This is a genomic window from Pseudomonas sp. ASL3, assembly GCF_056680425.1.
In genome coordinates, this window is the sequence record NZ_CM155281.1 from 484,365 (window position 1) to 510,485 (window position 26,121).

The following is a 26,121-nucleotide window of genomic DNA, read 5'->3' on the forward strand; positions in this document are numbered from 1 at the left end:
TGAGCCGCTGTAAGAGCGGAACCATAATTCCAGCACACACAAATGCCGGATATACACTCGGTCCCCCTGCTCTTACCCAAACCTATAAATATCCATCCCCAACGCCCCCATCGTGAACCCCTGATGCGCAATGCTGAACTCACCGCCAGCACCGCGCGCGAAGTACAGCGGCAGCAGGTGTTCATCGCTGGGGTGGCTGCGAACGGCGTGTGGCGCCAGGCGACGGTAGTCGTGCAGGGCTGCTTCGTCGTTGCTCGCCAGTTTGTCGACGATCCAGTCACGAAACTCCTTGGCCCAGGGTTCGACGCTTTCTGGCCCGGCGTGCCAGTCCAGATCCCGCAGGTTGTGGGTGATGCTGCCGGAACCGATCACCAGCACGTCCTGCTCGCGCAGGCTGGCGAGTGCGCGACCGACCCTGGTTTGCAGAGCCGGGCCCAAGCGGGTGGGCAGCGACACTTGCACCACGGGAATATTGGCTTGCGGGTACATCAACGACAGCGGCACCCAGACGCCATGGTCAAAGGGGCGTTTGCTGTCCATACGTGCCGGGAGGCCGCCGGCAGTGAGCAGGTCGACCACCTGGGCCGACAGTTCCGGCAAGCCGGGCGCCGGGTATTGCACGGCAAACAAGGCGGCCGGAAAGCCACCAAAGTCATGCCAGGTTTCCGGCTGTGGGTTGCCATTGACCAACAGCTCCTGGCTTTCCCAGTGGGCCGATACGATCACAATGGCTCGCGGCTTCGGCATCTCGGCGGCCAGGCGTGCCAGTGCAGGACCGCTCGCGCCAGGTTCCAGCGCGAGCATCGGCGAACCATGGGAGATAAATAAGCTGGGGAACATAGCGAGAGTCCTGAGCGTTAAGATGACGTTATCTTCAGGCAGAATATTGATCTAAATCTAATATAAGTTTTAGTGTCATTTGATCGAATTATCGGGAGTATTTATGCAGCCGGAATTTTGGCACAAGCGTTGGGCGCGCAATCAGATTGGCTTTCATCTGGGAGAGGTTAATCCCAATCTGCAACGCTTTTGGCCTGAGCTTGAGCTTGAAAAGCTTGCTCGGGTGCTGGTGCCGCTGTGCGGTAAAAGCCTTGATCTGGCCTGGTTGGCTGGCCAGGGGTTTCAGGTGCTGGGGGTCGAGTTGTCGGAAAAAGCCGTGGAGGACTTTTTCAACGAGCAGCAACTGGCCGCGAAAATCAGTCAGCGGGGACCGTTCAAGGTCTACAGCGCCGAGTCGATCGAGCTGTGGTGTGGCGATTTCTTTGCCCTGACGGCACAGGACGTCGTCGAGTGTGTGGGGCTTTATGATCGTGCCGCTCTGATCGCACTGCCGCCCGAGATGCGCGAACGCTACACGCAGCACCTCACGCAGATTTTGCCCGGCGTGTGCCAAGGGCTGTTGATCACCCTGGAATACGAGCAGACGCAAATCGACGGACCGCCGTTTTCAGTGCCCGATGCTGAAGTGCAGCAGTTGCTGGCGTCGGACTGGCAGCTGGACATTCTTGAAGAGCGCGATGTACTGGGCGAGAGCTGGAAATTCCTCCAGGCCGGCGCTACGCGGCTGGAGGAACGAGCTTATCGCCTACTGCGCCGCGCTGTGTTGTAGGTGGCGGACAAACGCATCGGAATCGTCGATCGAGCGCTGCATGTCTTTGAGCAGTTGATCGACATTGCCTTGCAGGTTGCTGTACTCACCCTTAAGCGCGCCAATTGCCTTAGCGTTGAGGTTGTGCTTGAGGAACAGCACCTGATCATGCAATACACTGAGCACCGGCTCTATGCGGCTTTCAGCGGTTTTCATTTTCTGTAGCAGTTCGCGATATTCGGTTTGGGTGCGAGCCAGTTCCTTGGCGCTGGCGGCACGCAGGTCTTTGTTGCTGTATTGATCGAGTTCGTCATTCCACTCGTCGAACAGCGCGTCGGCTACGTCTTCAATGACGCCAATGCGGTGATGCACAGCCGCTGCGCTCTTTTCACTGGCCTGATAATCGTCATTCAGCGCGTTGTAGCGCTTCTCCAGGTCGCCGCCGTTGAACTGCACCACGCTGCGATAATTCTGCAGCGCGCTGGTGAAATGCTGTTTGGCATCCTGTTGTGCATCGCGCGCGTCTTCGACCCGGTTGACCAGCATCTGCCGTTTCGGGATGCCGGCCTTGTCCATGGCGGCGAAGTACGCATTTTGGCAGCCGCTCAGGGCGAAGAGGGCGATGCAGGCAAGAACGAATGGGCGCATGGCTGGATTCCCTAATTTTGTGTCAGATACACCGCTATTCGCAGGCAAGCCTGCTCCCACAGGGGCACTCGATGCGAATAGTTTCACCAAACAAACAAAAAAGGGCGACTTGCGTCGCCCTCTCATGACAGTGCCTGAAGCTTATCAGCCGCGACGGCGAAGCGCCTCGATGCGGTCTTCCAGCGGTGGGTGGCTCATGAACAGGCCTGCCAGCCCGTGCTTGAGGCCGCCGTTGATGCCGAAGGCGGTCAGGCTGTCCGGCATCTGCACCGGCACGCCTTGTTCCGAACGCAGGCGCTGCAAGGCGCCGATCATCGCGCCGGTGCCTGCCAGGCGCGCACCGGCTTCATCAGCCCGGTATTCGCGTTTGCGCGAGAACCACATCACGATGGTGCTGGCCAGGAAGCCCAATACCAGCTCGGCGAAGATGGTTGCGATGTAGTAGGCCATGCCCTGGCCTTCTTCGTTCTTGAAGATCACCTTGTCGACGAAGTTGCCGATGATCCGTGCGAAGAACATCACAAAGGTGTTCACCACGCCTTGCACCAGCGCCAGGGTGACCATATCGCCGTTGGCGACGTGGCCGATTTCGTGCGCCAGTACCGCTTTCACCTCGTCGGGTGAAAACCGCTCCAGCAAACCCTGGCTGACTGCGACCAGCGCCTCGTTCTTGTTCCAGCCGGTGGCGAAGGCGTTGGCCTCGTACGCGGGGAAGATGCCGACTTCGGGCATCTTGATCCCTGCATCGCGGGACAACTGTTCGACGGTCTGCAACAGCCATTGCTCATGGCGAGTGCGGGGCTGGGTGATGATCTGGGTGCTGGTGCTCATTTTCGCCATCCACTTGGAGATGAACAGCGAGAACAGCGAGCCTGCGAAACCAAATACAGCGCAGAAAACCAGCAGCTGATTGAGGTTCAGATCAACCCCATTGGCCGCCATGAACCCGTTGAAGCCGAAAAGGCTCAGGGTGATGCTGGCAATCAGCACGACCGCCAGGTTAGTGGCCAAAAACAGCAAAATGCGCATCATGGTTTAAACGATCTCCTCATGAAAATATGCAACGTGATGCGGGGTATATAAGGGGATGCCAGCGGCTATTCAACTGGGGGACTATTTCAAACTGTGTCGTCTGCCTGTTCCTGATGATCAACCAGCACGGTCGAACTGCTCGCGAACCAGCGCGTTACGAGCTCGACAAAGGTCAACGGACACGCTGCGCGGCCCGTTCGGGCCACGCAAGGCAGGGAGTGGATCGTTAGCTTACTGGCGATAGGTCTTGAGGAAGTTGCCGATCCGGCCGATGGCCTGATCCAGGTCGTCGACACGCGGTAGGGTCACTACGCGGAAATGGTCCGGCCATGGCCAGTTGAAGGCGGTGCCCTGAACCACCAGCAGCTTTTCCGACAGGAGGAGGTCGAGGACGAACTTCTCATCGTTGTGGATCGGGCAGATTTTCGGGTCGATGCGCGGGAAGGCATACAGCGCGCCCATCGGTTTGACGCAGCTGACGCCGGGGATGTCGTTGAGCAATTCCCAGGTCCGGTTGCGTTGCTCCAGCAGACGGCCCTGTGGCAACACCAGATCGTTGATGCTCTGGTAGCCGCCCAATGCGGTCTGGATCGCGTGTTGACTCGGCACGTTGGCACACAGGCGCATGTTGGCCAGCATATCGATGCCTTCGATGTAGCTCTGGGCGTGGTGCTTGGGTCCGGAAATGGCAACCCAGCCAGAACGGAAGCCCGCGACGCGGTACGACTTGGACAAGCCGTTGAAGGTCAGGCAGAGCAGGTCTGGGGCCAGCGAGGCGGTGCAGATGTGGACCGCGTCATCGTAAAGAATCTTGTCGTAGATCTCGTCGGAGAACACCACCAGATTGTGCTGGCGCGCCAGCTCCAGCATGCCCAGCAGCACTTCCTTGGGATAGACCGCGCCTGTCGGGTTGTTCGGGTTGATGATCACCAGGGCCTTGGTGTTCGGCGTGATCTTGGCCTTGATGTCTTGCAGGTCAGGCCACCAGTAAGCCTGTTCATCGCACAGGTAGTGCACCGGACTGCCGCCCGCCAGGGCCACGGCAGCGGTCCACAGCGGGTAATCCGGGGCCGGGATCAGCACTTCATCGCCGTTGTTGAGCAGGGCCTGCATCGACATCACGATCAGCTCGGAAACGCCGTTGCCCAGGTAGATGTCTTCAATGCCGACGCCTTCTACCTGTTTCTGCTGGTAGTACTGCATGACGGCCTTGCGCGCACTGAACAGGCCTTTGGAGTCGCTGTAGCCCTGAGCGGTTGGCAGATTGCGGATCACGTCCTGCAGGATTTCGTCCGGCGCTTCGAAACCAAATGGCGCGGGGTTGCCGATATTCAGCTTGAGGATGCGATGACCTTCCTCCTCCAGGCGTTTGGCGTGCTTGAGCACTGGCCCGCGAATGTCGTAGCAGACGTTGGCGAGCTTGTTCGATTTGCTGACCTGCATGGTGATTGATCCCGAAAATGGACGATCCACTGTATTCACACAACCTGGATCGCCGAGCATAGCGCCATGAAAATGGATTTGTATGCGCGAAACGCGGGTGACAGACTGGCGTCTAACGAGGCGCAATCATACGTGCCGCCCGATCCGTGGAAAAGATACAGATCGGGCTTTTTCAGATTCGGAGGTGTACCCATGGATAAGTTGGAAAAAACCCGTGAAGAATGGCAGGCGATGCTCGATCCAGAGCAGTACAACGTTTGTCGCCTGAAAGCGACCGAGCGCCCGTTTTCCGGGAAATACAACAGCACCAAGACCGCCGGCATCTATCACTGCGTATGCTGCAACGAAGCGTTGTTCGATTCCAACACCAAATTCGATTCCGGTTGTGGTTGGCCGAGTTTCTACGCGCCCATTGAGGACAGCGCGGTCATCGACATCCGGGACGTGAGCCACGGCATGATCCGCACCGAAGTGGTTTGCGCCAAATGCGATGCTCATTTGGGGCATGTGTTTCCAGACGGCCCGCCGCCGACCGGCCTGCGTTATTGCATCAACTCGGTGTGTCTGAATCTGGTGCCGAGAGAGTAAGGCGAATCAGGGCGATCGTCTTATGCCGTGGTATTGATGGGGTGAATTAAATTGCGCGCAATTCAATTGCGCACTATGTTTTATCCACATTCCAATTGTTGAAGGTGTTGCCATGAGCGAAAACCTGCTGACCATCCCGTGCACAACCATCAAAGGTGAGCAAAAGACGTTGGCCGATTTTGCTGGCAAGGCCGTGTTGGTGGTCAATACCGCGAGTAAATGCGGTTTCACTCCGCAGTACAAAGGCCTGGAACAGCTTTGGCAGAGTTACAAGGATAAAGGTCTGGTGGTGCTGGGTTTCCCGTGCAATCAGTTCGGCCATCAGGAGCCGGGCAATGAAGGGGCGATTTCCGAGTTCTGCGAATTGAATTTCGGCGTCAGTTTTCCGCTGTTCAAAAAGATCGACGTCAATGGCAGTGACGCTCATCCGTTATTCGTCCAATTGAAGAAACAGGCGCCGGGCCTGCTGGGTTCCGAGCGCATCAAGTGGAATTTCACCAAGTTTCTGATCGGCAAGGACGGCAAGCTGGTCAAACGCTTCGCGCCGCTGACCAAGCCAGAAGACCTCACCAGCGAAATCGAAGCGCTGTTGAAATGAGTCTGATTTAGGGGACTGATTTATTTTTTGATTTAGGGGACTGATTTATTTTTCGCGCTCTTTGAAAAATCAATCTGTCCCCGGCCCGGTCAGGGACAGATTAATTTTCGATGAGGCGCTGAAAATAAATCAGTCCCTTCCACCGTCCCCTCCACCCCGCGCCGGGGGCAGCCATTGATCCAACAGGCTGATCAGTTCTTCGCGGCGAAAGGGTTTGGCCAGGTAATCGCTCATGCCCGCCGCGCGACAACGTTCGCGTTCTTCGGGCATGGCGTTGGCCGTCAGGGCGACGATCGGCAGCTGTGGCCAGCGCCCGCTCTGGCGAATCTGCCGACTCGCTTCATAACCATTCATCACCGGCATGTTGCAGTCCATCAGCACCAGATCGAAGTGCTGATGCTCAAGCTGCTCGAGTGCATCGGCACCATGTCCGCTGACGATCACGTTGCAGCCGAGCTTGCTCAGCATGCCTTTGGCCACCAGTTGGTTGACCGGGTTGTCTTCGACCAGCAGGATTTGCGCACGGCGCGGTGTCGCTTGATTCCTGAACAACAGCTCCGGGTGGCTGGGGTCATCCGGCTGCAATGTTCGGCGCAAGGTCTGATACAGCGCATTGCGCGCCAGCGGGCGAGCCTGTTGCTGCAGAGGCGCGAGGGCGGTGACCTGTTCGCCGGGCATGAAGTTGCCGTAGGCCGTGATCAGCAGGATCGGCGCCTTGATGGCGGGGCGCAGGCCGAACAGGCATTCCGGGCAGTCGGTGATCAGCAGGTCAGGCTCGACGCCGAACAGGCTGTCGCCGATGCCGTAGCGCTGGTAGTCGATGCCCCAACTGGGTAACAGGCTTGCCAGAAGCTCCGCCAAGCCGCTGCTGGCCGGGCTGACGGCGATCACCCGGCCTTTGAGTCGCCCGAGAACTGGCGCCGGGGCGTGGCTGGGCAGCGGTAGCTCGGCGCAGAAGCGGCTGCCGAAGCCGACTTCGGACTCAATGCTCAGATGGCCGTTCATGGCACCACACAGGTTGTGGGTCAGCGCCAACCCAAGACCGGTGCCGCCGAACTGACGGGTGATGCCTGTCGTCGCTTGAGTGAAGGGCTGGAAGATTTTCGCCTGGGCGTCCCGGGCGATGCCGATTCCGGTGTCACGAACTTCGATCCGTATGCCGTTGGCGTGTGCGCTCAGGCGTACATCGACGCGGCCAAAGCGGGTGAATTTCAACGCGTTGGACAGCAGGTTGCTGACGATTTGTCGAACCCGCGTGGGATCGCCGAGTACCAATGCCGGGAAGTGCGGATCGATCAGGCAGGTCAATTCGACGCTGGGCGCCGCGTTTTGCGACAGTAGGTTGGCGGTGTCTTCGATCAGTGCGCCCAGATCGAAAGGGATATGCTCAAGCTCAAGCTGGCCGGCATCGAACTTCGACAAATCGAGGATATCGTTGAGTAACTCCACCAGTACTTTGCCCGAGTCATGGGCAATCGACAGTTGCTGGCGCTGTTCGGCATTGAGCGGGCTGTCCAGTGACAGGGAGAGCATGCCCAGCAAGCCGTTGAGCGGCGTGCGGATTTCGTGGCTCATGTTGGCCAGGAAGGCCGAGCGCGCGTGAGCCATGTCCAGCGCCGTACTGCGCGCAATTTGCAGCTCTTCGTTGGATTGACTGAGGCGGATATTGCTGGCCTTGAGTTCGGTGGTGCGCGCCGAAACGATGTTTTCCAGTTCGTTCAAATGCTCGGTGAGGCGATTTTCAGCTGTCTGGCGCCGGGCGAATTCGCTGGCGACGGTTTCGAACTGCTGATTGGCGACGTGCACCAGCACGCCAATCTCATCCTGTTCATGGCAAGGCGGGCAAGGCAACGGGGTCTGATTCGGGCGGCGTGGATCGCTGCGGCTCAGCGCACCAATTACCCCTACCAGCGGTTTGGTCAGCGTGGCGTAGAACAGCATCAACAGGATGCCGGTCAGCAGCAGGCTGCGGGCAAAACCGTTGAGCAGGGTGATTTCGGCGCGTTCCAGGAAGTGGCTGCCAAAGGCAAAGGTGTCGATATCCAGGTGCAAGGTGCCCATCGACTCGTCAGGCATGCGGTCCAGGTGCAGGGAGTCTTCGAACTGGCGGTTTGCGCCGAAAAGATAGTCGCTGACCATTCGATAACGACTTTGTGCCCGGGGACGCTCGACGCTGGCGAGCGTTACATTATTGTTGTCGCTCAGTCTGGCACCGATGACAGCGGGAGAGCGCAGCAGGCCCAGGGTCAGTTCCTGAGCGAGTTCGGCGTCGATGTTGTAGGCGATTCGCGAAGCCGGGTTATGACTGATTTCCAGTAAAGAACGAATTTCGCGATCGATGGAGGCATCTTCGCTGGCATAATCGAGGGTAACTTGAACCAGGCTGAGCAGGGTTCCCAGAACGAAACCGACCAATACTGTCAGGCGCGCTTGCTTGAACGACAGGCGGTTGGTGAACGATATATCCATGGGGTAGAGCCATTCCTTGTGTTCCTTTGCCGAGGAAGCATAGCTGATCAGGCCTTGCCTTCATTCAGTTTAATTAAGGAGACATCGTGGACTCTCGGTTAAATGCATTTCTCGAACGCGCCGATGCGGTGCTGGCGCGACTGGAGCCTTTATTGCCGGCGCCGCGCCAGCCCGTCGACTGGACGCATTCTTTAGCCGCACGCTGGGTGCAGGAAGGTCGCAGTGGTTATTTGATGCCGTTGCAGGTCAGCCTGGACATGCGCCTGTCCGACCTGATCGGTGTCGACAGGCAGCGCGATCAACTGGCACGCAACACCCGACAGTTCATCGATGGCCTGCCCGCCAACCATGCCTTGCTCTGGGGGTCGCGCGGTACTGGCAAATCCTCCCTGGTGCGTGCGCTACTGGCTGAGAACCATCAGGCCGGTTTGCGCCTGATCGAGATCGAGCGTGATCACTTGGGCGATCTGCCGAGGGTGGTGGAGCAGTTGCAGAAATTGCCGCAACGCTTTGTGCTGTTTTGCGATGACCTGTCGTTCGAGGCGGGCGAGAGCGATTACCGCGTGCTTAAAAGTGTGCTGGACGGCTCGCTGGAGCAGGCGCCGGACAACGTGCTGTTGTACGCCACGTCCAACCGTCGCCATCTGGTGCCGGAAAAGGAAAGCGACAACGAGAACTGGCAACGCGTCGACGGCGAGTTGCACCCCAGCGAGGCGGTGGAAGACAAGATTGCCTTGTCCGACCGTTTTGGTCTTTGGCTGTCGTTCTACCCTTTTACTCAGGAACACTTTCTGAGTGTGGTCGAGCACTGGATCGGTGAGTTGGCAGCAGCGTCCAGGCTTGAGTGGCAGCGCGATGAAGCGTTGGATATCGTCGCGGTCCGCTGGGCGACCGGGCGCGGCAATCGCAACGGCCGTTGCGCTTATCAATTCGCGCGTTATTGGGTAGGCCTTAAATTGTTGGAGCAACAAGCATGATCGATTTACAGAGCACCGGTGCCGGCCTTAATGGCTATACCTTGCTGGCCGCCCAGTTGGAATCCCTGCTGGCGGATGAGCGCGACTTCATCGCCAACGCCGCGCAGTTTTCGGCCTTTCTGTTCAGTCAGCTCGACGATTTGAACTGGGCCGGGTTCTACCTGACCCGCAATGAAGAGCTGGTCCTGGGGCCGTTCCAGGGGCAGATCGCCTGCGTGCGAATCCCGTTCGGTCGTGGTGTTTGCGGCACGGCGGCAGCCACGCGGCAGACTCAGCGGGTCGAAGATGTCCACGCGTTCGCCGGGCACATTGCCTGCGACAGCGCATCGAACAGCGAGTTGGTGGTGCCGTTGGTCAAGGAAGGCCGGTTGATTGGCGTGCTGGATCTGGACAGCCCGAGTATCGGGCGTTTCTCCGAGGAGGATCAGGCGGGGATCGAGCAGTTGGCGGCCATTTTTCTGAAGCTGACGACCTGCGAATAGCAACGCTGAGCAACGGTCTGTAGAGCCAACACGTTGGCTCCAGAGGATAGGTGATCTCTGTGGGAGCGAATTCATTCGCGAAGGCGGAGTGTCAGACACCAATGATGTTGGATCTGCTGGCCTCTTCGCGAATGAATTCGCTCCCACGGGGATTCAAGGTGAACCCAGCCCTCTACGAAACCTCAGTCGTAGATCGCTTTCTTTTTCCAGTCGGCGTCGGCCTCGACGGTCTTCAAACCCTCGGTCAGCTCGTTATGTTCGCCCTCAACGGGCGCAATGTTGGTCAATACCATGGAGTTGGAGCGTGCCAGCAGTTTCTCCAGATACTGGAGCTGTTCTTGATAAACGGCCGGCTCCGGCTGTTTGCGCAGGTACTGCACGCCACGTTCGAACGCCAGTCGCGCCTGGCCAGGCTGGTCGTGGGAGAGCGCCTGTTGTCCCAGATTATTGAAGAACTCGATGTGCAGCAGGACCAGGATATGGCGAATTTCCTTGACCCAGTACTTGGCTTCGTTGTTCGGCAAAAAGCCGTCATGGGCGGCGCGGGTCACTTGGCCGTGCAAGGCTTCTAATAGAAAGCGCACGTCCTTGGCCTTGGCTTCGGTCTGGATCGGGTTGGGCGGATTGTTGATCGGGATCGCATCACCCTTATCTACCAACGCTGCGAGTTCAGCTATGCGTGCCTTGAGCGTGCTGCTGCCTTTATCCAGCGCCAGCATGCGCTGGTTCACATTGAGCTCCAGGCGGGTCAACAGCAGCTTGAGGGCGGGCGTCATCAACTGGCCGGGGAAGGTTTCGCTGAGCTCGCTGCAACGGCGCAGGCGATCATTTAGCTCGACTTTAAGGCGAGCCTTTTCCAGCTTGTTGTTTTCCGCCACATGGGTGAGGTAGCCGATGGCAATCAGAATGGCGATGCCGGCTACAATCAGCAGGGTGATCATGAGTGGTGTCACCGTTGAAACCTCATTCAGGTAGTTTGCGACCGAGTGTAGTGGTTAAGCCTTTTGGCCGATAGGTGTAGTGGTCGATCGTCAAACTAACGGCGTTGTTTATCAGGCGCCTCGAAGCGCTGGCGAAGATCTCAAAGCGCAGGGAAGTCATTGATTTAGATATATTTATAGATTGGGGTTGACGACCCGGCAAAGCATCCATAGAATGCGCGCCACTTACAGCGTAAAGCACACAGCGAAACGCAAATAAGTAGTGAATGTTGTACGTGTGTCCCCTTCGTCTAGTGGCCTAGGACACCGCCCTTTCACGGCGGTAACAGGGGTTCGAGTCCCCTAGGGGACGCCATTGCGGGAATAGCTCAGTTGGTAGAGCACGACCTTGCCAAGGTCGGGGTCGCGAGTTCGAGTCTCGTTTCCCGCTCCATTTTTAAGCAGTCTTGCTCTCGGGCAGGGCTGGTGAAACCAAGGCAGGATCTTCGGATCAGGTTTTGGACACTGGAACATACAGCGTATGTTTCGGGCAGCGTCCCCTTCGTCTAGTGGCCTAGGACACCGCCCTTTCACGGCGGTAACAGGGGTTCGAGTCCCCTAGGGGACGCCATTTGCGGGAATAGCTCAGTTGGTAGAGCACGACCTTGCCAAGGTCGGGGTCGCGAGTTCGAGTCTCGTTTCCCGCTCCATTTATACAAAAACGCCGCTCATTGAGCGGCGTTTTTGTTTTTGCGCCTCACGTCCCCGCTCGATACTTCATTTTGCATATTACCTAAGACTGAAAATGAATTTTGGTAATGACATGCCTGGTGTTATGGTTTTAAAAAGCCATCTTATGCTGCTAATCAGTTATTAGGCGGGCAGTCGGCTACCGCGCGCGCGGACCGGACCTCACTCTTGTGATCCGGCTCCGTGTGGGCCTGTGGAGACTGTACGTGTTGATCAAACGCACTATCTGGAAAAAAAGCACCCTGCTTGGCCTGGCTCTGGCGATGACGACCACGCTGGCGGCACAGGCCGCTGACCTGATCGTCGGTGATCAAAGCTATAGCGCGCGTACGGTGATGGAAGCCGCCGGGGTGCTCAAGGATCTCCCTTACACCCTGGAATGGAAGCAATTCACCGCCGGTTCTCCGGTCGCCGAAGCGTTGAACGTCGGTAGTCTGGACGTCGGCCTGTTGGGCGACGCCCCGGCGTTGTTCATGGGCGCGCTGGGTGCGCCGATCAAAGTCATCGGCGTTTCGCGGCAGAGTCTGGAAGGCGTGGCCATCGTCGTACCCAAGGATTCACCGATCAAGACCGTCGCCGATCTGGTGGGCAAGAAGGTCGCGATCTGGAAAGGCTCGTTCAGCCAGCAGTTGATGCTCACCGCCCTGGACAAGGCCGGTATTTCCCGCGACGCAGTGGAGTATCGCTACCTCAGCGCACTGGATTCTTCCCATGCGCTGGACGGCGGTTCGGTCGACGCCATCGCCACCTGGGACCCTTACGTCACTCAGCAGGAACGTCAGGGCGCACGGGTCATCGCCACCGCCAAGGGCTTGATCCCGGCGCAGAGCTTCATTGTGGCCAATGAACACGCCATCAAAGACAAGCGGGCGCAGATCAGCGACTTTCTACAACGGCTGCACGCTGCACGCGCCTGGTCGGTCAGCGATCCGAAGAACACCGACACTTACGCCAATGCCTGGGCCGCGCTGACCAAGGCCGATGCTGAGGTCGCCCGGCGCTGGTTCGAACGCTCGCAGATCACCGTGGTGCCGATCACCGCTCAGGTCATCGCCGAAGCGCAGCAGACCATCGACTTTTTCAACGGCACGGGGCTGACCAAATCCTATCCGGCGGCCAATGTATTCGACGACTCATTCAACGGCGCTTTGAGCGAACCGGTCCAGGCGACGCGCTGACCTGTCCGCCGCTTTAAGGAGTGCATCGCGCCATGAGTTTTACTTCGCTGCATTGGGGCGCATATCGCCCGCAGGTCGTCGACGGTAAGTTGGAGGCCATGGTGCCGGTGGAATGGGACCCTGATCCGTCGCCCATAGGTGCCTCGATGGCAGACGCCATCACCTCGCCAACCCGGATCCTGCGGCCTGCGGTGCGCCGCGGCTATCTCGCCCATCACGGCGCTCATCCCTCGTTGCGTGCTCAGGCGTTGCGCGGCCAGGAGCCCTTCGTTGAAGTGTCGTGGGAAGTCGCGTTGGACCTGGTTGCCAGAGAGCTGCGTCGGGTCAAGGCTGAACATGGCAATCAAGCCATTTTCGGTGGCAGCTACGGATGGGGCAGTGCCGGGCGCTTTCACCACGCGCAGAGTCAGCTGCATCGATTTTTGAATAGCTTCGGCGGCTACGTGTTCAGCATGGACAGCTACAGTCTTGGCGCTGGTCGGGTGTTGATGCCGCACATCGTCGGCAACATGGACTGGCTGCTGGCGGCGCACACCTCATGGAGTAATCTGGCGCAGCACTGCGAGCTGTTTGTCGCCTTCGGCGGCCTGCCGGCGAAAAACGCCCAAACCAGCCCTGGTGGTGCCAGCGAGCATTTATTGACCCGCGCGCTGGAAAAGATGTCCGATGCCGGCGTGCAGTTCGTCAACGTCAGTCCCTTGCGCGACGATCTGGCCGGACCGAAAAACAATCAGTGGTTGCCCGTTCGTCCCGGCAGTGACACTGCGCTGATGATGGCGCTGTCCTACGTGCTGATCTGCGAAGGCCTGCACAACGAGGACTTCGTTCGACGTTACACCGTGGGTTACGAGCGGTTTCGCGATTATCTACTGGGCCACAGCGACGGCCAGCCCAAAGACCCGAACTGGGCGCAAGGCTTGACTGATATCCCCGCCACACAGATCACCGAACTGGCGCGGCGTATGGCACGCCAGCGCACCATGATCAACATCGCCTATTCTTTGCAGCGCTCGGTGCATGGCGAGCAGCCGTTCTGGATGACCGTGACGTTGGCGGCCTTGCTCGGGCAGATCGGCTTGCCGGGCGGTGGTTTCGGTCTGGGTTATGGCTGCATGAACAACACCGGCAGCGGACGCAAATCGTTCTCCGGGCCGCGCTTTTCTCAAGGGAGCAATCCGGTCAAGGATTTCATCCCCGTGGCGCGGGTGACCGACATGCTGCTCAACCCGGGCGCGGCGTTCGACTACAACGGCAAGCACCTGCATTACCCGGATATTCGCTTGGTTTATTGGGCGGGGGGCAACATCTTCCACCACCATCAGGACCTCAACCGCCTGCTGGAAGCCTGGAAACGGCCGGAAACCATCGTCGTCCATGAACAGTTCTGGACCGATCAGGCCAAGTACGCGGACATCGTGCTGCCGGCGACCACGGCGCTGGAGCGCAACGATATCGGCAGCGCTGCCTCGGACCGGTTCATGATCGCCATGCAGCAGGCTATCGAGCCGGTGGGCGAGTCTCGCGATGATTATTCGATTCTGGCCGATTTGTCCGAGCGTCTGGGGTTGGCCGAAGCCTTCACCGAAGGTCGCGATGCAGCAGCCTGGCTGCGCTTCATTTATGACGAATCTCGGGGCAGGGCGCAGGAATACGGGATTGAGCTGCCAGACTACGATCAGTTCTGGCGTGAGGGCGTGTTCGAGATCGGTTATCCCGAAACCGACACCGTGCTGCTCAAATCCTTCCGTGAAGACCCTGATGCGAATCCGTTGCCGACCCCTTCGGGGCGGATCGAAATCTTTTCCGAGCGCATCGCGGGCTTCGGTTACGCCGATTGCCCTGGCTACCCGGTGTGGCTGGACAAACCGCCGATACGGTTTCCCCTGCATCTCCTGTCGAACCAGCCGAAAACCCGTCTGCACAGCCAATACGATCACGGGGCCTACAGCCGATCCTCGAAGATCCAGCAGCGCGAACCGTTGACCCTCAATCCCGAGGACGCACGCGCCCGCGGGATTGCCGACGGTGATGTGGTCAAGGTGTTCAATGAGCGCGGCGCGTTTCTGGCCGGGGCGATTGTCTCCGACGGGATTCGTCCCGGGGTGGTGCAGATCGCCACCGGAGCCTGGTTCGATCCGTTGGTCCATGGCGAGCGCAACAGCCTGGAAAAACATGGCAACCCGAATGTGATCACTGCCGACGTTGGCGCTTCCAGTCTTTCCCAAGGCTGCTCGGCACAGACCGCTGCAGTGGAGATCGTGAGGTGGGACCAGGCGTTGCCAGCCATCACCGCGTTTGAGCCGCCGATGATGATTGCCATCTGCCCCGGTACCGCTCAATCGTCATAGCGAGCAGGCGTCCGAGCCGGCAAAAAAACTGGCTTCGTTGAAGTAGGTAGGCGCCTAATAGTTGTCGCGTTACACGCGTCCGAGGCAGGACGCATTTTTCATTCGAACCAGACGGAGTCATCAATGCAGTTTCGAACATTGGGCAAGACCGACCTCAAGGTCAGCGCCATCGCTCTGGGCACCATGACCTGGGGCGAGCAGAACACCGAAGCAGAAGCCTTCGCGCAGATTCGGCTGGCCAAGCAGGCGGGGGTCAACTTTCTCGATACCGCCGAGATGTACCCGGTGCCACCGCGCGCCGAAACCTACGCGCAGACCGAGCGCATTATCGGCCAATACTTCAAGCAGCACGGCGACCGCAAGGACTGGGTTCTGGCCAGCAAAGTGGCCGGCCCTGGCCGCATGGAGCATATCCGCGGCGGTAATCCACGGCTCGACCGCGCCAACATCACCGAGGCGCTGGAAGCCAGCCTCAAGCGTTTGAACACCGATTACCTGGACCTGTATCAACTGCACTGGCCGGATCGCAAGACCAACTTCTTTGGCGCGTTGGGTTATCAGCATGATCCTGAAGACCAGGCGGTGGACATAGAGGAAACCCTGTCGGTTCTGGACGATCTGGTGAAGGCGGGCAAGATCCGCCATTTCGGCCTTTCCAATGAAACGCCGTGGGGCACTCAGCGTTTTCTGCACCTGGCCGAAAGCCGAGGCTTGCCGCGTGCGGTATCGATTCAGAACCCCTACAACCTGCTCAACCGCACCTTCGAAATCGGCCTGGCGGAAATTGCCTTCCGTGAGCAGATCGGCCTGCTGGCCTATTCGCCCCTGGCCTTCGGTGTGCTGGCCGGCAAATACCTTGATGGCGCACGACCGGCCAATGCACGGCTGACCCTGTTCGAGCGTTTCCAGCGCTACAACAATCCTCAGGTCGAACGCGCCAGCGCCGACTACGTAGCGCTGGCCCGCGAGCATGGTCTTGACCCGGCACAAATGGCGTTGGCCTATGTCACCAGCCGGCCCTTCGTGACCAGCAACATCATCGGCGCGACGACGCTGGAGCAACTGTCCAGCAACCTGGCGAGCATCGACCTGACCCTCTCCGAGGAAGTGCTGACCGGTCTGGAAGCGATTCATACCCGCCAACCGAACCCGGCGCCTTAAGGGCCGGATTCAGGCCGGTCTGTGCCTGACACAAATCCTGAACTGATGGAGACTCTAATGTGGGGGCAGGCTTGCCTGCGAAGGGGCCCGTCGTGCAAAAAAGAGCGTCATGACTTGCGGAATATATGAGCCTGATCCAACGCTTTCGCAGCGGGACGCGTAGTTGCGAGGCCTCTCATCAAACAACCTGTAAGTGATTGGAATATATGAAGTGAATTTTCGCAATCTGTAGGAGCTGACTTGAACTTGTCTGCGATCCAGTGCGAGGCGCTGGCAAAAATGGTGAATTCACCACCGCTGGAAGGTCCTTCGGCCCTTTTCGCAGACAAGTCAGCTCCTACGCCCTCCGGGCAGAATCGAGCCCCAGTTTGCTGCGCGACAGCGCGGCGTCGAAGACGCGGCGAGGCCTCTCATCAAACAATGCATAACTAGCTGAAATAAAAAGATTATTTTGTAGGAGCGCGCTTGCCCGCGATCGGCTGCGGAGCAGTCGCAAAATCAGCAAACGCGATTCTGGCAATATAACTGTGCTCAGCATTTTCGGGACCGCTTCGCGGTCCATCGCGGGCAAGCGCGCTCCTACAATTGACCGTGTTTGCTGCGCGATAGCGCAGCGTGGAAGACGCGGCGAGGCCCCCCAAACAACCTGTAAGTGATTGGAATATATGAAGTGAATTTTCGCAATCTGTAGGAGCTGACTTGTCTGCGATCCGTCCGGGGTCGCGCTTGACCGAAGCGCTGGCAAAAATGGTGAATTCACCACCGCTGGAAGGTCCTTCGGCCCTTTTCGCAGACAAGTCAGCTCCTACGCCCTCCGGGCAGAATCGAGCCCCAGTTTGCTGCGCGACAGCGCGGGATCTCTCGCGATGAGTCAGTAACCTCTGCTCGGGTCAGTGAGGTTTTCCAGCGGCTGGTCGGTCAGGTAGCGCTGCAGATTGGCGGTGAACCCGTCAATCAGGTCCTGGCGACTGTTGCTGGAAATGGCCGAGGTATGAGGGGAGAGGCGCACCCGGGGATGATGGTAGAGCGGGTGGCCGTCGGGCAGTGGTTCCGGATCGGTGACGTCCAGCGAGGCCAGGCCGATGCGCCCCTGATTCAACGCATCGAGCAAGGCTTCATGGTCGAGCAGGCCGCCTCGTGCGATGTTGATCAAGTGCAGGCCCGGTTTGGCGTTGCCCAGCACGTCGCGGTCGACAATGTTGCGCGTGGCCGGTGTGATCGGCGCGGCCAGCACCACATGGTCGGACTCGGCAAATAACTGGTGAATATCCCGTGCCGCCCGGACGCCCGGCACTTCGAACGGCGTGTCTCCCCGGCGCAGGGCAATGACGTTGATGCCGAGCGCCAGCGCCTTGCTCGCCAGGCTCTGGCCGATGGCGCCAAAACCAAAGATCCCGAGGGTCGTACCCTTGACCGGCTTGAGCGGGGTAAAGCTCCATTTCGAGTCGTGTACCCAGATATCCGGCAGGTGTTTGTTGGCAGCGAAGATCGCCGCCAGGGCGAACTCGGCCAGATTTTCCGCTGCACTGCCGCGCGAGGTGGTCAGTTGTGGGCCGCGTAGAAACCACTGCGGGTAGAAGTCAACGCCCGACGACACCACCTGAATCCACTTCAATCCATACGGCCAGCCTTCGGGTGGAGTATCGGCTGCCTGATAGCCGCGCACATTGATCGGTCGTGCCAGCAGCACGCTGACTTCGGGCGGCAGGTCGCTGGGCGTGCCTGGCGCAATCGTCAGAACACGCGCGTGGGGCAGACGCTCACGCAAGGTCTGGTTGTAATCTTCGTCCAGCTGGCTGGCGATCACGAGGTTGCTCATGGGCGTTGTCCTTTTTGGTCTTGTCCTTGTTGGCGTTGCGCGAAGGCGGCTTTGCCAACACCGGTCAAAACGGCATCGTTCTGCGGGGTATGGATACGCCCGCAGAGGACGTTGCGATAATGCCGTTGCAGCGGGTTCTTGCGCGACAGTCCGGGGTTGCCGGCGGCTTCGATGGCCAGTTCCACAGCGCGGATCGCGTTACCGGTGACCAAGTATTTGATCTGCGCGGCATGCGCGGCCGGGGTGCGGCCCTGAGCGGCGGAATCCAGCAGGTTGCGGTTGGCGAACAGCAGGGTGTCGATATGCCCGACGGTTTCCTGGAAGCGCGGCAGGGTCGACAGCGCGGTGCCGAGGTTGGAGGGTTTGCGTTGCTCCAGCCAATCCACCAGCCAGTCGCGGGCCGAGTGGGCGATGGCGTCGTAGACCGAGGACAGCAACACCGACATCCACAGCATCCCCGAGGCATCGAGTTCTGCCTGAGGCGCGCTCCAGGGGCTGACGCTGACCGCATGTTCCAGCGGCACCAGCACGTCTTCGAAGATCACTTCATGGCTGCAGGTGGCGCGCATGCCCAAGTGGTCCCAATCCTCGACGATGCGAATGCCGGGGGTGTCCTTGTGCACCAGCCAGGCGCCGACAAGAGGGTCTTGGTCATCGCTGCGCGCCCAGACGCTGTACCAGGTCAGGCCATGGCTGCCGGTGGAGTAGATCTTGCTGCCGCTGATGCGCCACCCCTCAGCGGTGCGTCGGGCGGTGGTCGCGGGCAGACCGCCACGGGCCGGAGTGCCAAGGTCGGGTTCGACCCGCAGGGCATTGATCAACGCCCCGTCACGCACGGCCTCTTCGGCGACCCGCAGACGCAAATCCTGCGGCCAGCTTTTGCTCTCCTGCAGACGCGTGTGCTGGAGGTACTGCATCACCAGAATCAGTGCGGTAGACGGCTCACCTTTGGCCACGGCGCTGATCACCTGTTGCGCCCGCACCAGATCGGCACCGCCGCCGCCCAGATCAGCGGGTACGCTCAAGGCAATCAACTGATGTTCGTGCAGCAGACGGAAATTCTCATGGGGAAACGCGCCGCTGTGGTCATAGCTCTCGGCCGTGTCCGCCAGTGCTTCGCTGAGAGCCGCCAGCCTGGCCGCGAAAGCTTCGGCTGATTCGGTGGCGGGGGCTGAATCGATATCGCTCTGGCGCACGGTAGCGGGCCGAAGGGTTGAAAGGCTCATCAATGGGGTCCCTTATTGAAAAAGCCTGATCAGCCTTGGCTGGCCGAGGCTGTGGGTAAAAGTTTGAACTGACGGTCCCACAAGGGCGCAACGTCGATTCGTTCGCTCAGCACGCCGGCATCGAAAAACACATCGGCGACTTCCTGTTGCGAGACGATGGCCTGATCATTGACCTCAAGCATCTTCCAAGGCTGGCTGCGGCTGTTGTACATGTCGAGAAACACTGCCTTGTCGACGCCCAGAAGTCGGGCCGATTTGGCGGCCCACGGTTCCGGGTTGTCGTTGATCCATTGCAGGGTCTGGTTTTCGCGCTGCAAATAATCCTGGATCGCCTGACGACGTAAAGGGTCTTCGAGGGCAGCAGGCCGCGCGGCTATCAGGTAATTGCCGGAGAGGTAACCCAGCGCGGTTTTGAGGACGCGGGCCCCGCTGCGAAATTTCGCCAACTGGATGAACACGCCATAAATCACCCATGCGTCCAACTGACCACTCTGGAACGCGCTGAAACCGTCCTGCGGGGTGAGGGCTATGGGCGTGATGTCGGCGAGGGTCAGGCCCTGTTCTTTCAGTGCCTTGATCAGGAAGTAGTGCGAGGTGGTCGAGCGCACGTAACCGACGCGCTTGCCCCGCAATTGTTCGATCGATTCGAGCTTCGAGTCCTTGGGAATCAGGAACACTTGATTGTTGACATCGCCCTGCAACACCGCGATCAGCTTGGGTTGGCGATGGCTCTGGATGGAAAAGATCGGTGGGATTTCACTCATCGAGCCGATGTCCAGACTGCCGGCGGCCAGTGCCTCGACAATCAGGTTGCCGCCGGGAAACTCCGCGTACTTGACCTGATACGGGCGCTGATCGGTTTTCGCGTCGTCAGTGAAATACGAGTCGCCGCCCTTATAGGTGGCCACGTCCAGGGTCAGGTCAGCCAGCTCATTGCCCTTGGCGGAGAGCCGGGGCGCAAGTCCCAGACCCAGCGCGCCGAGAGCCAGCGAGCCGGCGGCGAGAAAATCGCGTCGGTTGAACAGTCCCTGGTTTTTTGTCGTCATGAATGAACGCATCCTTGGAGCCGCTCGACGTATTCGCTCATGTTACGGGCTCCTGTGTGAGTTATTGGGAGGCTTGAGTGAGTTGCGCGCGCGCTGCGTTGAAGCGCTTGTCGAAGCCTTTGGAGACGTCGATGTGTTTAGTCAAAATGCCTTCTTCCTGGTAAATGTCCGCAGTGTTTTGCAGTCCCTTGATGACGCTGTCGTCGATCTCGACGCGGTTCATCTGGGTGTTTTTCGCGGCGGCCAGGTGCACTGCCAGCGGCAGGCCGGTGACCTGCGCCTGGGCGGCGGCGTATTCATCAGGGTGGGCGTTGGTCCAGCGGTAGGCGCGCTCGACCCGGACGATGAAATCCTCGAGCTGTTGACGTTTGTCGGCGATGGCCTTGCTGGTGGCGGCCAGGTACAGGTGGTTGGTCAACAGCTGGCTGCCACTGATCAGCACTTTGGCCTGGTTCTGGGTAACGGAAATGGTGGTATACGGATCCCAGGTGGACCAGGCATCGGCATCGCCGCTGTCCAACAACAGGCGCGATTCGCTGGGCAGCAGGTAGATGAAGCTCACGTCACTGGTTTTCAGCCCCGCTTCGCGCAGCGCCTTGATCGCCAGGAAGTGGCCGATGGAGCCGCGGGTGGTGACGATGCGCTTGCCCTTGAGGTCGCTGACGCTGTTCAGCGGTGAATCCTTGGGGGCGAGGATCGCGGTGGTGTAGCGACCTTCGGCATGAATGATGCTGACCACTTTCAATGGCGCGCCAGCGCCGAGGGCGAACACATAAGGCGCGTCGCCCAGCGCACCGACGTCGACGGCGCCGGCATTGAGGGCTTCCCCCAGCGGCGCGGCAGCGGGGAACTCGGAAAACTGAATGTCGTAAGGCACATCTTTCAGCTCTCCCGCCACCTGCAATAGCACCTTGATCGACGACTTCTGGTTGGCGACCAGCAGAGGTTGCAGTTCGGCGGCCTGGACGTGTTGGCCGATGGCCAAGGTAAGCAGCGCACCCAGTAGCAGGCGAGAAAAGGACAGGTGGGGGCGTAGATGAAGGGCCATGCGCAGGTGACTCCAGGCGAAAAGGTGCATTTCAGCGGCCTCCGCCTGGAGAAGGGGTCGGTCTGGTATTGACGTTATGCCTATAAGAAATTTATGTGAAATATCGTTTGGTTATATGTTAATTATGTATTTAAGTGATTTTATTCATGATTAATATAAATAATTATAATTAAGTTACGGGGCGACTATTCCTGTAGGAGATCCCGCCCCGTCTTCGATGCCGCGCTGTCGCGCAGCAAACTCGGTCAATTGTAGGAGCGCGCTTGCCCGCGATCGCTCCGGGGTCGCGTCCGACCGGAGCAGTCGCAAAATCAGCGAACTCGATTTTGGCAGTAGAACCGTGCTCAGCATTTTCGGGACCGCTTCGCGGTCCATCGCGGGCAAGCGCGCTCCTACAGAGGGATTGGCGCTGGAGTCAAATCACAAAGAAGCCATGAGTACCGTCACGAGCGAGCTGATCGACCAGGCCGTATTCCCAGTCCAGGTACGCTTGCATGGCTTCACGCGGTGCGTCGGTGCCTTCATAAGGACGGCGATAACGATCGATGCGGGGCGAGGCCAGATGGCTTTCGCCGGTTTCTGTCGGTAACCCCGTCGCGACCCAAGTGCCGGTGCCACCCTTGAGCAGGAACACCGGTTTGCCGGTCAGGGCTTCGACGTCGGCCACGGCCAGCCGCGCCAGACGGCTGCTGCCACAGGTCAGCACATAGCGCTCGGCGGTGGGAATCTTGGCCAGCGCATCCTTCAAATGCCCACGCAATGCCCACCAGGCACCGGGAATGTGCTGCTTGACGTAGTTGGCGCTGGTGGTGAAATCCAGCACCGCGACGTCGCCATGGCTGCGCCAATCGGCAAGGGTTTGAGCCGTGATTTCCTCGGCCTGACGCGGTGTTGGAATCGGTGCGCTCCATTCGCCGTTCTCGCTGAAGTCGGCAGCATGCAGATCGTCGATCACGAACACTTCCCAGCCCAGTTGCGCCAACCATGAGGCAGACATGTTGGCGCGTACGCCGTCGTCATCCATCAGCACCAACCGTGCGCCACGCACACTGGCGAAGTAATCGGTTTCCTGTACCAGTTGCCCGCCCGGTGTAGAGCGAGCGCCAGGCAGATGGCCTTGGGCGAATTCTTCCGGGGTGCGCACGTCGAACAGGTAGGTGGTGCGTTTGGCGTCGGCTTGCCAGCGTTGCAGATCAGCGCGGCTGGCGCGCTGGACTCTGGCCTTATCCGCGACCTTGCGCGCATCGGCACTGGCCAGTTCGCGGGTGTCTTCGCCCACGGCGGCAAAACGACGGGCCTGGCCGTGTTCCAGTTTCTGCCCGGCCAGCAGCCAGCCGATGGTGCCGTTGCGCAGGGCCGATATCTGATTGGGCAGGCCGGCGTTGACCAGAGATTGGGTGCCGATGATGCTGCGGGTGCGGCCGGCGCAATTGACGATGATTCGGGTGTTCGGGTCCGGCGCCAGTTCTCGGGCACGCAGCACCAATTCGGCGCCCGGCACGCTGATACCGCTGGGGATGCTCATGGTCTGGTATTCGTCGTAACGACGGGCATCCAGCACCACCACGTCAGCCTTGGCGTCGAGCAGCGCCAACACTTCTTCGGCCGCCAGTGACGGCGTGTGGCGCTGGCTTTCCACCAGTTCACCAAAGGCTTTGCTCGGCACGTTAACGTCGATGAACAGCTCGCCGCCCGCGTTACGCCAGCCCTGCAGGCCACCTTCGAGCAAGCGCACGTCGCTGTAGCCCAGGTCTTGCAGGCGTTGCACGGCGACGGTTGCCAGTCCTTCACCATTGTCATAAACGGTGACGGCGGTATCGCGGCGGGGAATACGCGAAAAGACTTCCAGTTCGAGTTTCGACAGCGAGATATTGGCGGCGAACAGCGGATGGGCCTGGGCGAAGGGTGCTTCTTCTCGGACGTCGACCAGTGCCAGCTCTTCATCGGCAAGAAGCGCGCTGCGAATGTCGGCGAAGGATCGGGTGGCTGCATGGCTCATTGGTCTTGGCTCTCTTTTGACAGGTCCCAGATATTCGGGAGAAAGGCGTTGGAATAGCCGGAAATGAACAGTTTCTCAGTGCCATCGACCTGATACACCGCCCGCCGCACTGCGCCGATGTTGGCGCCGTAGACGTGGATGCTGATCGACACCCGGTCATCGAACGCGTTGCTGACCTGATGAATATCGTTGCTGCGCGGCGACAGCGCTTCGACTTGACCGGGTTCCAAGCGGATGGCCGGCCCTTCGGTTTCCAGTCGGCCACCTTCGCTGCGGGCGTAGCCTTGAGAGTATTCGGCACCGCGCAACATGCCGATCAAGCCCCAGACGCGATGATCATGAATCGGCGTGGTCTGCCCCGGCCCCCAGACAAAACTGACCACGGAAAACCGCTGCCGGGAGTCGGCGTGCAGAAGAAACTGCTGATAACGTTGCGGGTCGGGAATGGCGAAATCATCGGGCAGCCAGTCGTCGAAGCTGACCAGTTGCGCCAGCAGTTTGCCGCCGCGATGCAGCAGGTCGCCTTCACGGGGGTTGCTGTCGATCAGCTCGGCCAGTGCGCCAATGAAGGCTCTGAGTCGTTCCGGGTGTCGGGTCTGAGTCATGTTTATTCCGAAGCCAGTGCTGAGTACGGTTTGGTTTGATAAATATAAACATAATGCTGGTGGTTAATATGCTATTTTTTAATGATTAGGTTATAACGAAAACGCATTTAATTCCTTTTCCAAGGAGCGGGCTTGCAACTATGCGTCCCGCCGCGATGGCGGTGTGTCAGGCATACCGCGTCAGACCGATCGCGGGCAAGAACTCGGCGTCCCCCCCGCTCCTACAAAGTGATCGGTGCTTTGCAGGATTGGGTTAATGGAATTATGCTTTTTGTATATTTTGTTCTTCTCTTTCTATGTGCGGTCCGAATGAAAATTGATGATATCGATGCCTTCGTGGCAGTGATTCGCTGTCAGTCGATCAGCCTGGCGGCGGAGTCCCTGGATTTGACTCAGCCGGCCATTACCCGCCGGGTGCAGAATTTCGAGCAGGCGCTGGGAGTCGAGCTGTTCGACCGCAACACCAAGCCGCTCAAGCCCACCTTGATGGGCACCCAGGTGTACCAAAAGTGTCTGGCGATCCTGCGGGAAATGGACGCGCTGCGTGAATTGGTCGCCAGTGACACGCCGCCCAGCGGCTTGCTGCGTCTGGGCGTGCCGCAAACTATTGGCGATGTGGTACTGCTCAATGCGCTCAAGCATTTGCGCGGCGAATACCCCGATTTACGCGCCCAGGTGGTGACGGGGTGGGGCAGCCACCTGATCGGCAAGATCGAAAAGGGCGAGCTTGACGCGGCGGCTGCATTGTTCCCGGCAGGCAAGATCTTCCCGGAAAACATCATTGGCGAATCCATCGGCAAGATGGAGTTGGTGGTGGTCTGCGCCAAAGCGGCGCTGCCGAAGAAACCCTGCAAACTCGCCGACTGTTATGACCAGGGCTGGGTGCTCAATCCTGATGGTTGCGGTTTCCGCGCCGGCCTGCAAAGGACCTTGTCCGATCAGGGGCTGAGCCTGAAGGTCAATCTGGAAACCTTTGGCACTGAGCTGCAACTGGGGCTGGTCGCCGATGGCATGGGCCTGGGTCTGGTGCCGCGTCCCTTGCTGGAGCGCAGTGCGCATCGCGAGCAACTGGCAATCATGCCGCTCAAGGATTTCAAGCCGGTCATGGACTTGTGGCTGATCTACCCGCGTTTCCTCGGCAACCTGCAAGGCCCGGTGGCCTCGTTCGGCAGTCTGGTCGCCGAATCGTTGAAGCAAACCCGCAATGCCGCTTGAGTGTGCTGTGCTGACGGGGCAGATAATAAAAAATATTAATAATTAGCTTATAAGAAAATGTAATTTTTAAACGTTTTCTTATGCGCTTAGGCTCTCCCGACAGGTCTTTGAAGGCCAATCGGGAGTTATGCCATGAGCAGCGTCAGTTCTTTGCCAGTCCAGCAACATGCGTCGAGCGTCCGCGATCGCGTCAGCCCTGAAGAGTGGGAGGTGCGGGTCAAGCTGGCGGCGGCCTATCGGCTGGCCGCTCTCAAGCGCTGGACTGACCACATCTACACGCACTTCTCGGCGAGGGTGCCAGGTCCGGACGAACATTTCCTGATCAATGCATTTGGCTTGTTGTTTGATGAAATCACCGCCTCGAACCTGGTCAAGGTCGATATCGACGGCACCGTCGTCGATGACCCCACCGGCCTTGGCATCAACTACGCCGGTTATGTTATCCACAGCGCGATCCACGCCGCCCGCCACGACCTCAAGGCGGTGTTGCACACCCATACCCGCGATGGCATTGCCGTTTCAGCGCAAAAGGGTGGTTTGCTGCCGATTTCCCAGCACTCCATCGGCTTCTCTGGTCGTGTGGCGTATCACGGCTATGAAGGCGTCGCGCTTGACCTGGACGAGCGTGAACGATTGGTGGCGGATCTGGGCGACAAGAGCGTGATGATTCTGCGCAACCACGGCCTGTTGACCGCGGGTGTCAGTGTCGAACACGCGTTCCAGCAGCTGCATGGCCTGGAATACGCCTGCAACATCCAGATCGCTGCGCAGGCAGCGGGCAACGCCGAGCTGGTCTTCCCGCCCGCAGACGTGGTGGCCAAGGTCGAAGAGCAGGCCAAGGTATTCAAAGACGGCGAGGGGCCAGGGGTTGCGCGGCACTGGAACGCGCTGATTCGTCAGTTGGAGCGCACGGATACTGATTACAAAAATTGATCTGCTGGTAGCGGTGTGTCAGGTAAACCGCGTCGCGCCTATTCGCAG

General features: G+C 59.3%; 22 protein-coding genes and 4 tRNA genes. 14 read left to right on the forward strand and 12 right to left on the reverse strand.

Annotated features, from left to right (window positions below; genetic code table 11):
- Positions 1-72 precede the first annotated feature (72 nt).
- Positions 73-840 (reverse strand): DODA-type extradiol aromatic ring-opening family dioxygenase, encoded by a 768-nt coding sequence (locus AC1MEE_RS02250; protein WP_480413595.1) that lies wholly within the window; start codon positions 838-840, stop codon positions 73-75.
- A gap of 103 nt (positions 841-943) precedes the next feature.
- On the opposite strand from AC1MEE_RS02250, the gene AC1MEE_RS02255 reads away from it, so the two are divergent.
- A complete protein-coding gene (locus tag AC1MEE_RS02255) occupies positions 944-1,609 on the forward strand; it encodes a thiopurine S-methyltransferase (protein ID WP_480413596.1) in 666 nt (221 codons plus the stop codon).
- On the opposite strand, the gene AC1MEE_RS02260 is transcribed toward AC1MEE_RS02255, so the two are convergent.
- From AC1MEE_RS02260 to AC1MEE_RS02270, 3 genes are all read right to left on the reverse strand, one after another.
- A complete protein-coding gene (locus AC1MEE_RS02260) occupies positions 1,586-2,236 on the reverse strand; it encodes a DUF2959 domain-containing protein (RefSeq protein WP_480413597.1) in 651 nt (216 codons plus the stop codon). The genes AC1MEE_RS02255 and AC1MEE_RS02260 overlap by 24 nt on opposite strands.
- A 144-nt stretch (positions 2,237-2,380) precedes the next feature.
- On the reverse strand, positions 2,381-3,268 hold the full coding sequence (gene htpX, locus AC1MEE_RS02265; protein WP_480413598.1) for a protease HtpX: 888 nt from the start codon (positions 3,266-3,268) through the stop codon (positions 2,381-2,383).
- A gap of 231 nt (positions 3,269-3,499) precedes the next feature.
- Positions 3,500-4,711, reverse strand: coding sequence for a pyridoxal phosphate-dependent aminotransferase (locus tag AC1MEE_RS02270; protein ID WP_480413599.1), 1,212 nt, complete (start codon positions 4,709-4,711; stop codon positions 3,500-3,502).
- A gap of 192 nt (positions 4,712-4,903) precedes the next feature.
- Between AC1MEE_RS02270 and msrB the strand changes: the two genes are divergently transcribed.
- A complete protein-coding gene (msrB, locus tag AC1MEE_RS02275; RefSeq protein ID WP_480413600.1) occupies positions 4,904-5,299 on the forward strand; it encodes a peptide-methionine (R)-S-oxide reductase MsrB in 396 nt (131 codons plus the stop codon).
- A 112-nt stretch (positions 5,300-5,411) separates the two neighbouring features.
- Entirely contained in the window at positions 5,412-5,897 is a 486-nt protein-coding gene (locus tag AC1MEE_RS02280; RefSeq protein WP_480413601.1) for a glutathione peroxidase, read from the forward strand.
- Positions 5,898-6,026: 129 nt separating this feature from the next.
- Here the strand turns inward: AC1MEE_RS02280 and AC1MEE_RS02285 are convergent, their stop codons facing one another.
- Positions 6,027-8,366 (reverse strand): response regulator, encoded by a 2,340-nt coding sequence (locus tag AC1MEE_RS02285; protein WP_480413602.1) that lies wholly within the window; start codon positions 8,364-8,366, stop codon positions 6,027-6,029.
- An 86-nt stretch (positions 8,367-8,452) separates the two neighbouring features.
- Between AC1MEE_RS02285 and AC1MEE_RS02290 the strand changes: the two genes are divergently transcribed.
- Positions 8,453-9,343, forward strand: coding sequence for an ATP-binding protein (locus AC1MEE_RS02290; protein ID WP_480413603.1), 891 nt, complete (start codon positions 8,453-8,455; stop codon positions 9,341-9,343).
- A complete protein-coding gene (locus AC1MEE_RS02295; protein ID WP_480413604.1) occupies positions 9,340-9,825 on the forward strand; it encodes a GAF domain-containing protein in 486 nt (161 codons plus the stop codon). Before AC1MEE_RS02290 ends, AC1MEE_RS02295 begins: the two co-directional genes overlap by 4 nt.
- Before the next feature lie 182 nt (positions 9,826-10,007).
- Here the strand turns inward: AC1MEE_RS02295 and AC1MEE_RS02300 are convergent, their stop codons facing one another.
- Positions 10,008-10,778: a hypothetical protein gene (locus tag AC1MEE_RS02300; protein ID WP_480413605.1), complete on the reverse strand. Its 771-nt coding sequence runs from the start codon at positions 10,776-10,778 to the stop codon at positions 10,008-10,010.
- A gap of 267 nt (positions 10,779-11,045) precedes the next feature.
- Here AC1MEE_RS02300 and AC1MEE_RS02305 point away from each other — a divergent pair.
- The 7 genes from AC1MEE_RS02305 (at position 11,046) to AC1MEE_RS02335 (ending at position 16,182) form a co-directional block, all read left to right on the forward strand.
- Positions 11,046-11,121 (forward strand) — tRNA-Glu (locus AC1MEE_RS02305).
- Positions 11,122-11,123: 2 nt separating this feature from the next.
- Positions 11,124-11,199 (forward strand) — tRNA-Gly (locus AC1MEE_RS02310).
- Positions 11,200-11,300: 101 nt separating this feature from the next.
- Positions 11,301-11,376: transfer RNA gene (locus AC1MEE_RS02315), tRNA-Glu, on the forward strand.
- A 3-nt stretch (positions 11,377-11,379) separates the two neighbouring features.
- Positions 11,380-11,455, forward strand: a tRNA-Gly gene (locus AC1MEE_RS02320).
- Between the two features lie 303 nt (positions 11,456-11,758).
- Complete coding sequence (locus tag AC1MEE_RS02325) at positions 11,759-12,673, forward strand: ABC transporter substrate-binding protein (protein WP_480416132.1); 915 nt, start codon at positions 11,759-11,761, stop codon at positions 12,671-12,673.
- 32 nt (positions 12,674-12,705) lie between these two features.
- Positions 12,706-15,021 carry a molybdopterin guanine dinucleotide-containing S/N-oxide reductase gene (locus AC1MEE_RS02330; protein WP_480413606.1) on the forward strand — a complete coding sequence of 772 codons (2,316 nt, stop codon included), beginning with the start codon at positions 12,706-12,708 and terminating at the stop codon, positions 15,019-15,021.
- 123 nt (positions 15,022-15,144) lie between these two features.
- Complete coding sequence (locus AC1MEE_RS02335) at positions 15,145-16,182, forward strand: NADP(H)-dependent aldo-keto reductase (RefSeq protein ID WP_480413607.1); 1,038 nt, start codon at positions 15,145-15,147, stop codon at positions 16,180-16,182.
- An 871-nt stretch (positions 16,183-17,053) separates the two neighbouring features.
- Here the strand turns inward: AC1MEE_RS02335 and AC1MEE_RS02340 are convergent.
- From AC1MEE_RS02340 to AC1MEE_RS02365, 6 genes are all read right to left on the reverse strand, one after another.
- Positions 17,054-18,001 carry a D-isomer specific 2-hydroxyacid dehydrogenase family protein gene (locus tag AC1MEE_RS02340; protein WP_480413608.1) on the reverse strand — a complete coding sequence of 316 codons (948 nt, stop codon included), beginning with the start codon at positions 17,999-18,001 and terminating at the stop codon, positions 17,054-17,056.
- Positions 17,998-19,227, reverse strand: coding sequence for an acyl-CoA dehydrogenase family protein (locus AC1MEE_RS02345; RefSeq protein ID WP_480413609.1), 1,230 nt, complete (start codon positions 19,225-19,227; stop codon positions 17,998-18,000). The genes AC1MEE_RS02340 and AC1MEE_RS02345 overlap by 4 nt, the downstream gene beginning before the upstream one ends.
- Positions 19,228-19,256: 29 nt before the next feature.
- Complete coding sequence (locus AC1MEE_RS02350; protein WP_480413611.1) at positions 19,257-20,273, reverse strand: ABC transporter substrate-binding protein; 1,017 nt, start codon at positions 20,271-20,273, stop codon at positions 19,257-19,259.
- 61 nt (positions 20,274-20,334) lie between these two features.
- Positions 20,335-21,321, reverse strand: coding sequence for an ABC transporter substrate-binding protein (locus tag AC1MEE_RS02355; protein ID WP_480413612.1), 987 nt, complete (start codon positions 21,319-21,321; stop codon positions 20,335-20,337).
- A 415-nt stretch (positions 21,322-21,736) separates the two neighbouring features.
- Positions 21,737-23,320: a rhodanese homology domain-containing protein gene (locus AC1MEE_RS02360; RefSeq protein ID WP_480413614.1), complete on the reverse strand. Its 1,584-nt coding sequence runs from the start codon at positions 23,318-23,320 to the stop codon at positions 21,737-21,739.
- Positions 23,317-23,925, reverse strand: a complete 609-nt coding sequence (locus tag AC1MEE_RS02365; RefSeq protein ID WP_480413615.1) for a cysteine dioxygenase family protein — start codon at positions 23,923-23,925, stop codon at positions 23,317-23,319. Before AC1MEE_RS02365 ends, AC1MEE_RS02360 begins: the two co-directional genes overlap by 4 nt.
- Positions 23,926-24,234: 309 nt before the next feature.
- Here AC1MEE_RS02365 and AC1MEE_RS02370 point away from each other — a divergent pair, with 309 nt between their 5' ends.
- Both AC1MEE_RS02370 and AC1MEE_RS02375 read left to right on the forward strand, forming a co-directional pair.
- Positions 24,235-25,140 carry a LysR family transcriptional regulator gene (locus AC1MEE_RS02370; protein WP_480413617.1) on the forward strand — a complete coding sequence of 302 codons (906 nt, stop codon included), beginning with the start codon at positions 24,235-24,237 and terminating at the stop codon, positions 25,138-25,140.
- Positions 25,141-25,272: 132 nt separating this feature from the next.
- Complete coding sequence (locus AC1MEE_RS02375) at positions 25,273-26,073, forward strand: class II aldolase/adducin family protein (protein WP_480413618.1); 801 nt, start codon at positions 25,273-25,275, stop codon at positions 26,071-26,073.
- Positions 26,074-26,121 lie beyond the last annotated feature (48 nt).

Excerpts from the sequence above, each read along its gene's own strand:
- AC1MEE_RS02250 (WP_480413595.1), bottom strand. The coding sequence starts at position 840 with ATGTTCCCCAGCTTATTTATCTCCCATGGTTCGCCGATGCTCGCGCTG.
- AC1MEE_RS02255 (WP_480413596.1), top strand. The coding sequence starts at position 944 with ATGCAGCCGGAATTTTGGCACAAGCGTTGGGCGCGCAATCAGATTGGC.
- AC1MEE_RS02260 (WP_480413597.1), bottom strand. The coding sequence starts at position 2,236 with ATGCGCCCATTCGTTCTTGCCTGCATCGCCCTCTTCGCCCTGAGCGGC.
- htpX (WP_480413598.1), bottom strand. The coding sequence starts at position 3,268 with ATGATGCGCATTTTGCTGTTTTTGGCCACTAACCTGGCGGTCGTGCTG.
- AC1MEE_RS02270 (WP_480413599.1), bottom strand. The coding sequence starts at position 4,711 with ATGCAGGTCAGCAAATCGAACAAGCTCGCCAACGTCTGCTACGACATT.
- msrB (WP_480413600.1), top strand. The coding sequence starts at position 4,904 with ATGGATAAGTTGGAAAAAACCCGTGAAGAATGGCAGGCGATGCTCGAT.
- AC1MEE_RS02280 (WP_480413601.1), top strand. The coding sequence starts at position 5,412 with ATGAGCGAAAACCTGCTGACCATCCCGTGCACAACCATCAAAGGTGAG.
- AC1MEE_RS02285 (WP_480413602.1), bottom strand. The coding sequence starts at position 8,366 with ATGGATATATCGTTCACCAACCGCCTGTCGTTCAAGCAAGCGCGCCTG.
- AC1MEE_RS02295 (WP_480413604.1), top strand. The coding sequence starts at position 9,340 with ATGATCGATTTACAGAGCACCGGTGCCGGCCTTAATGGCTATACCTTG.
- AC1MEE_RS02325 (WP_480416132.1), top strand. The coding sequence starts at position 11,759 with ATGACGACCACGCTGGCGGCACAGGCCGCTGACCTGATCGTCGGTGAT.
- AC1MEE_RS02330 (WP_480413606.1), top strand. The coding sequence starts at position 12,706 with ATGAGTTTTACTTCGCTGCATTGGGGCGCATATCGCCCGCAGGTCGTC.
- AC1MEE_RS02335 (WP_480413607.1), top strand. The coding sequence starts at position 15,145 with ATGCAGTTTCGAACATTGGGCAAGACCGACCTCAAGGTCAGCGCCATC.
- AC1MEE_RS02340 (WP_480413608.1), bottom strand. The coding sequence starts at position 18,001 with ATGAGCAACCTCGTGATCGCCAGCCAGCTGGACGAAGATTACAACCAG.
- AC1MEE_RS02345 (WP_480413609.1), bottom strand. The coding sequence starts at position 19,227 with ATGAGCCTTTCAACCCTTCGGCCCGCTACCGTGCGCCAGAGCGATATC.
- AC1MEE_RS02350 (WP_480413611.1), bottom strand. The coding sequence starts at position 20,273 with ATGACGACAAAAAACCAGGGACTGTTCAACCGACGCGATTTTCTCGCC.
- AC1MEE_RS02355 (WP_480413612.1), bottom strand. The coding sequence starts at position 21,321 with ATGGCCCTTCATCTACGCCCCCACCTGTCCTTTTCTCGCCTGCTACTG.
- AC1MEE_RS02360 (WP_480413614.1), bottom strand. The coding sequence starts at position 23,320 with ATGAGCCATGCAGCCACCCGATCCTTCGCCGACATTCGCAGCGCGCTT.
- AC1MEE_RS02365 (WP_480413615.1), bottom strand. The coding sequence starts at position 23,925 with ATGACTCAGACCCGACACCCGGAACGACTCAGAGCCTTCATTGGCGCA.
- AC1MEE_RS02370 (WP_480413617.1), top strand. The coding sequence starts at position 24,235 with ATGAAAATTGATGATATCGATGCCTTCGTGGCAGTGATTCGCTGTCAG.
- AC1MEE_RS02375 (WP_480413618.1), top strand. The coding sequence starts at position 25,273 with ATGAGCAGCGTCAGTTCTTTGCCAGTCCAGCAACATGCGTCGAGCGTC.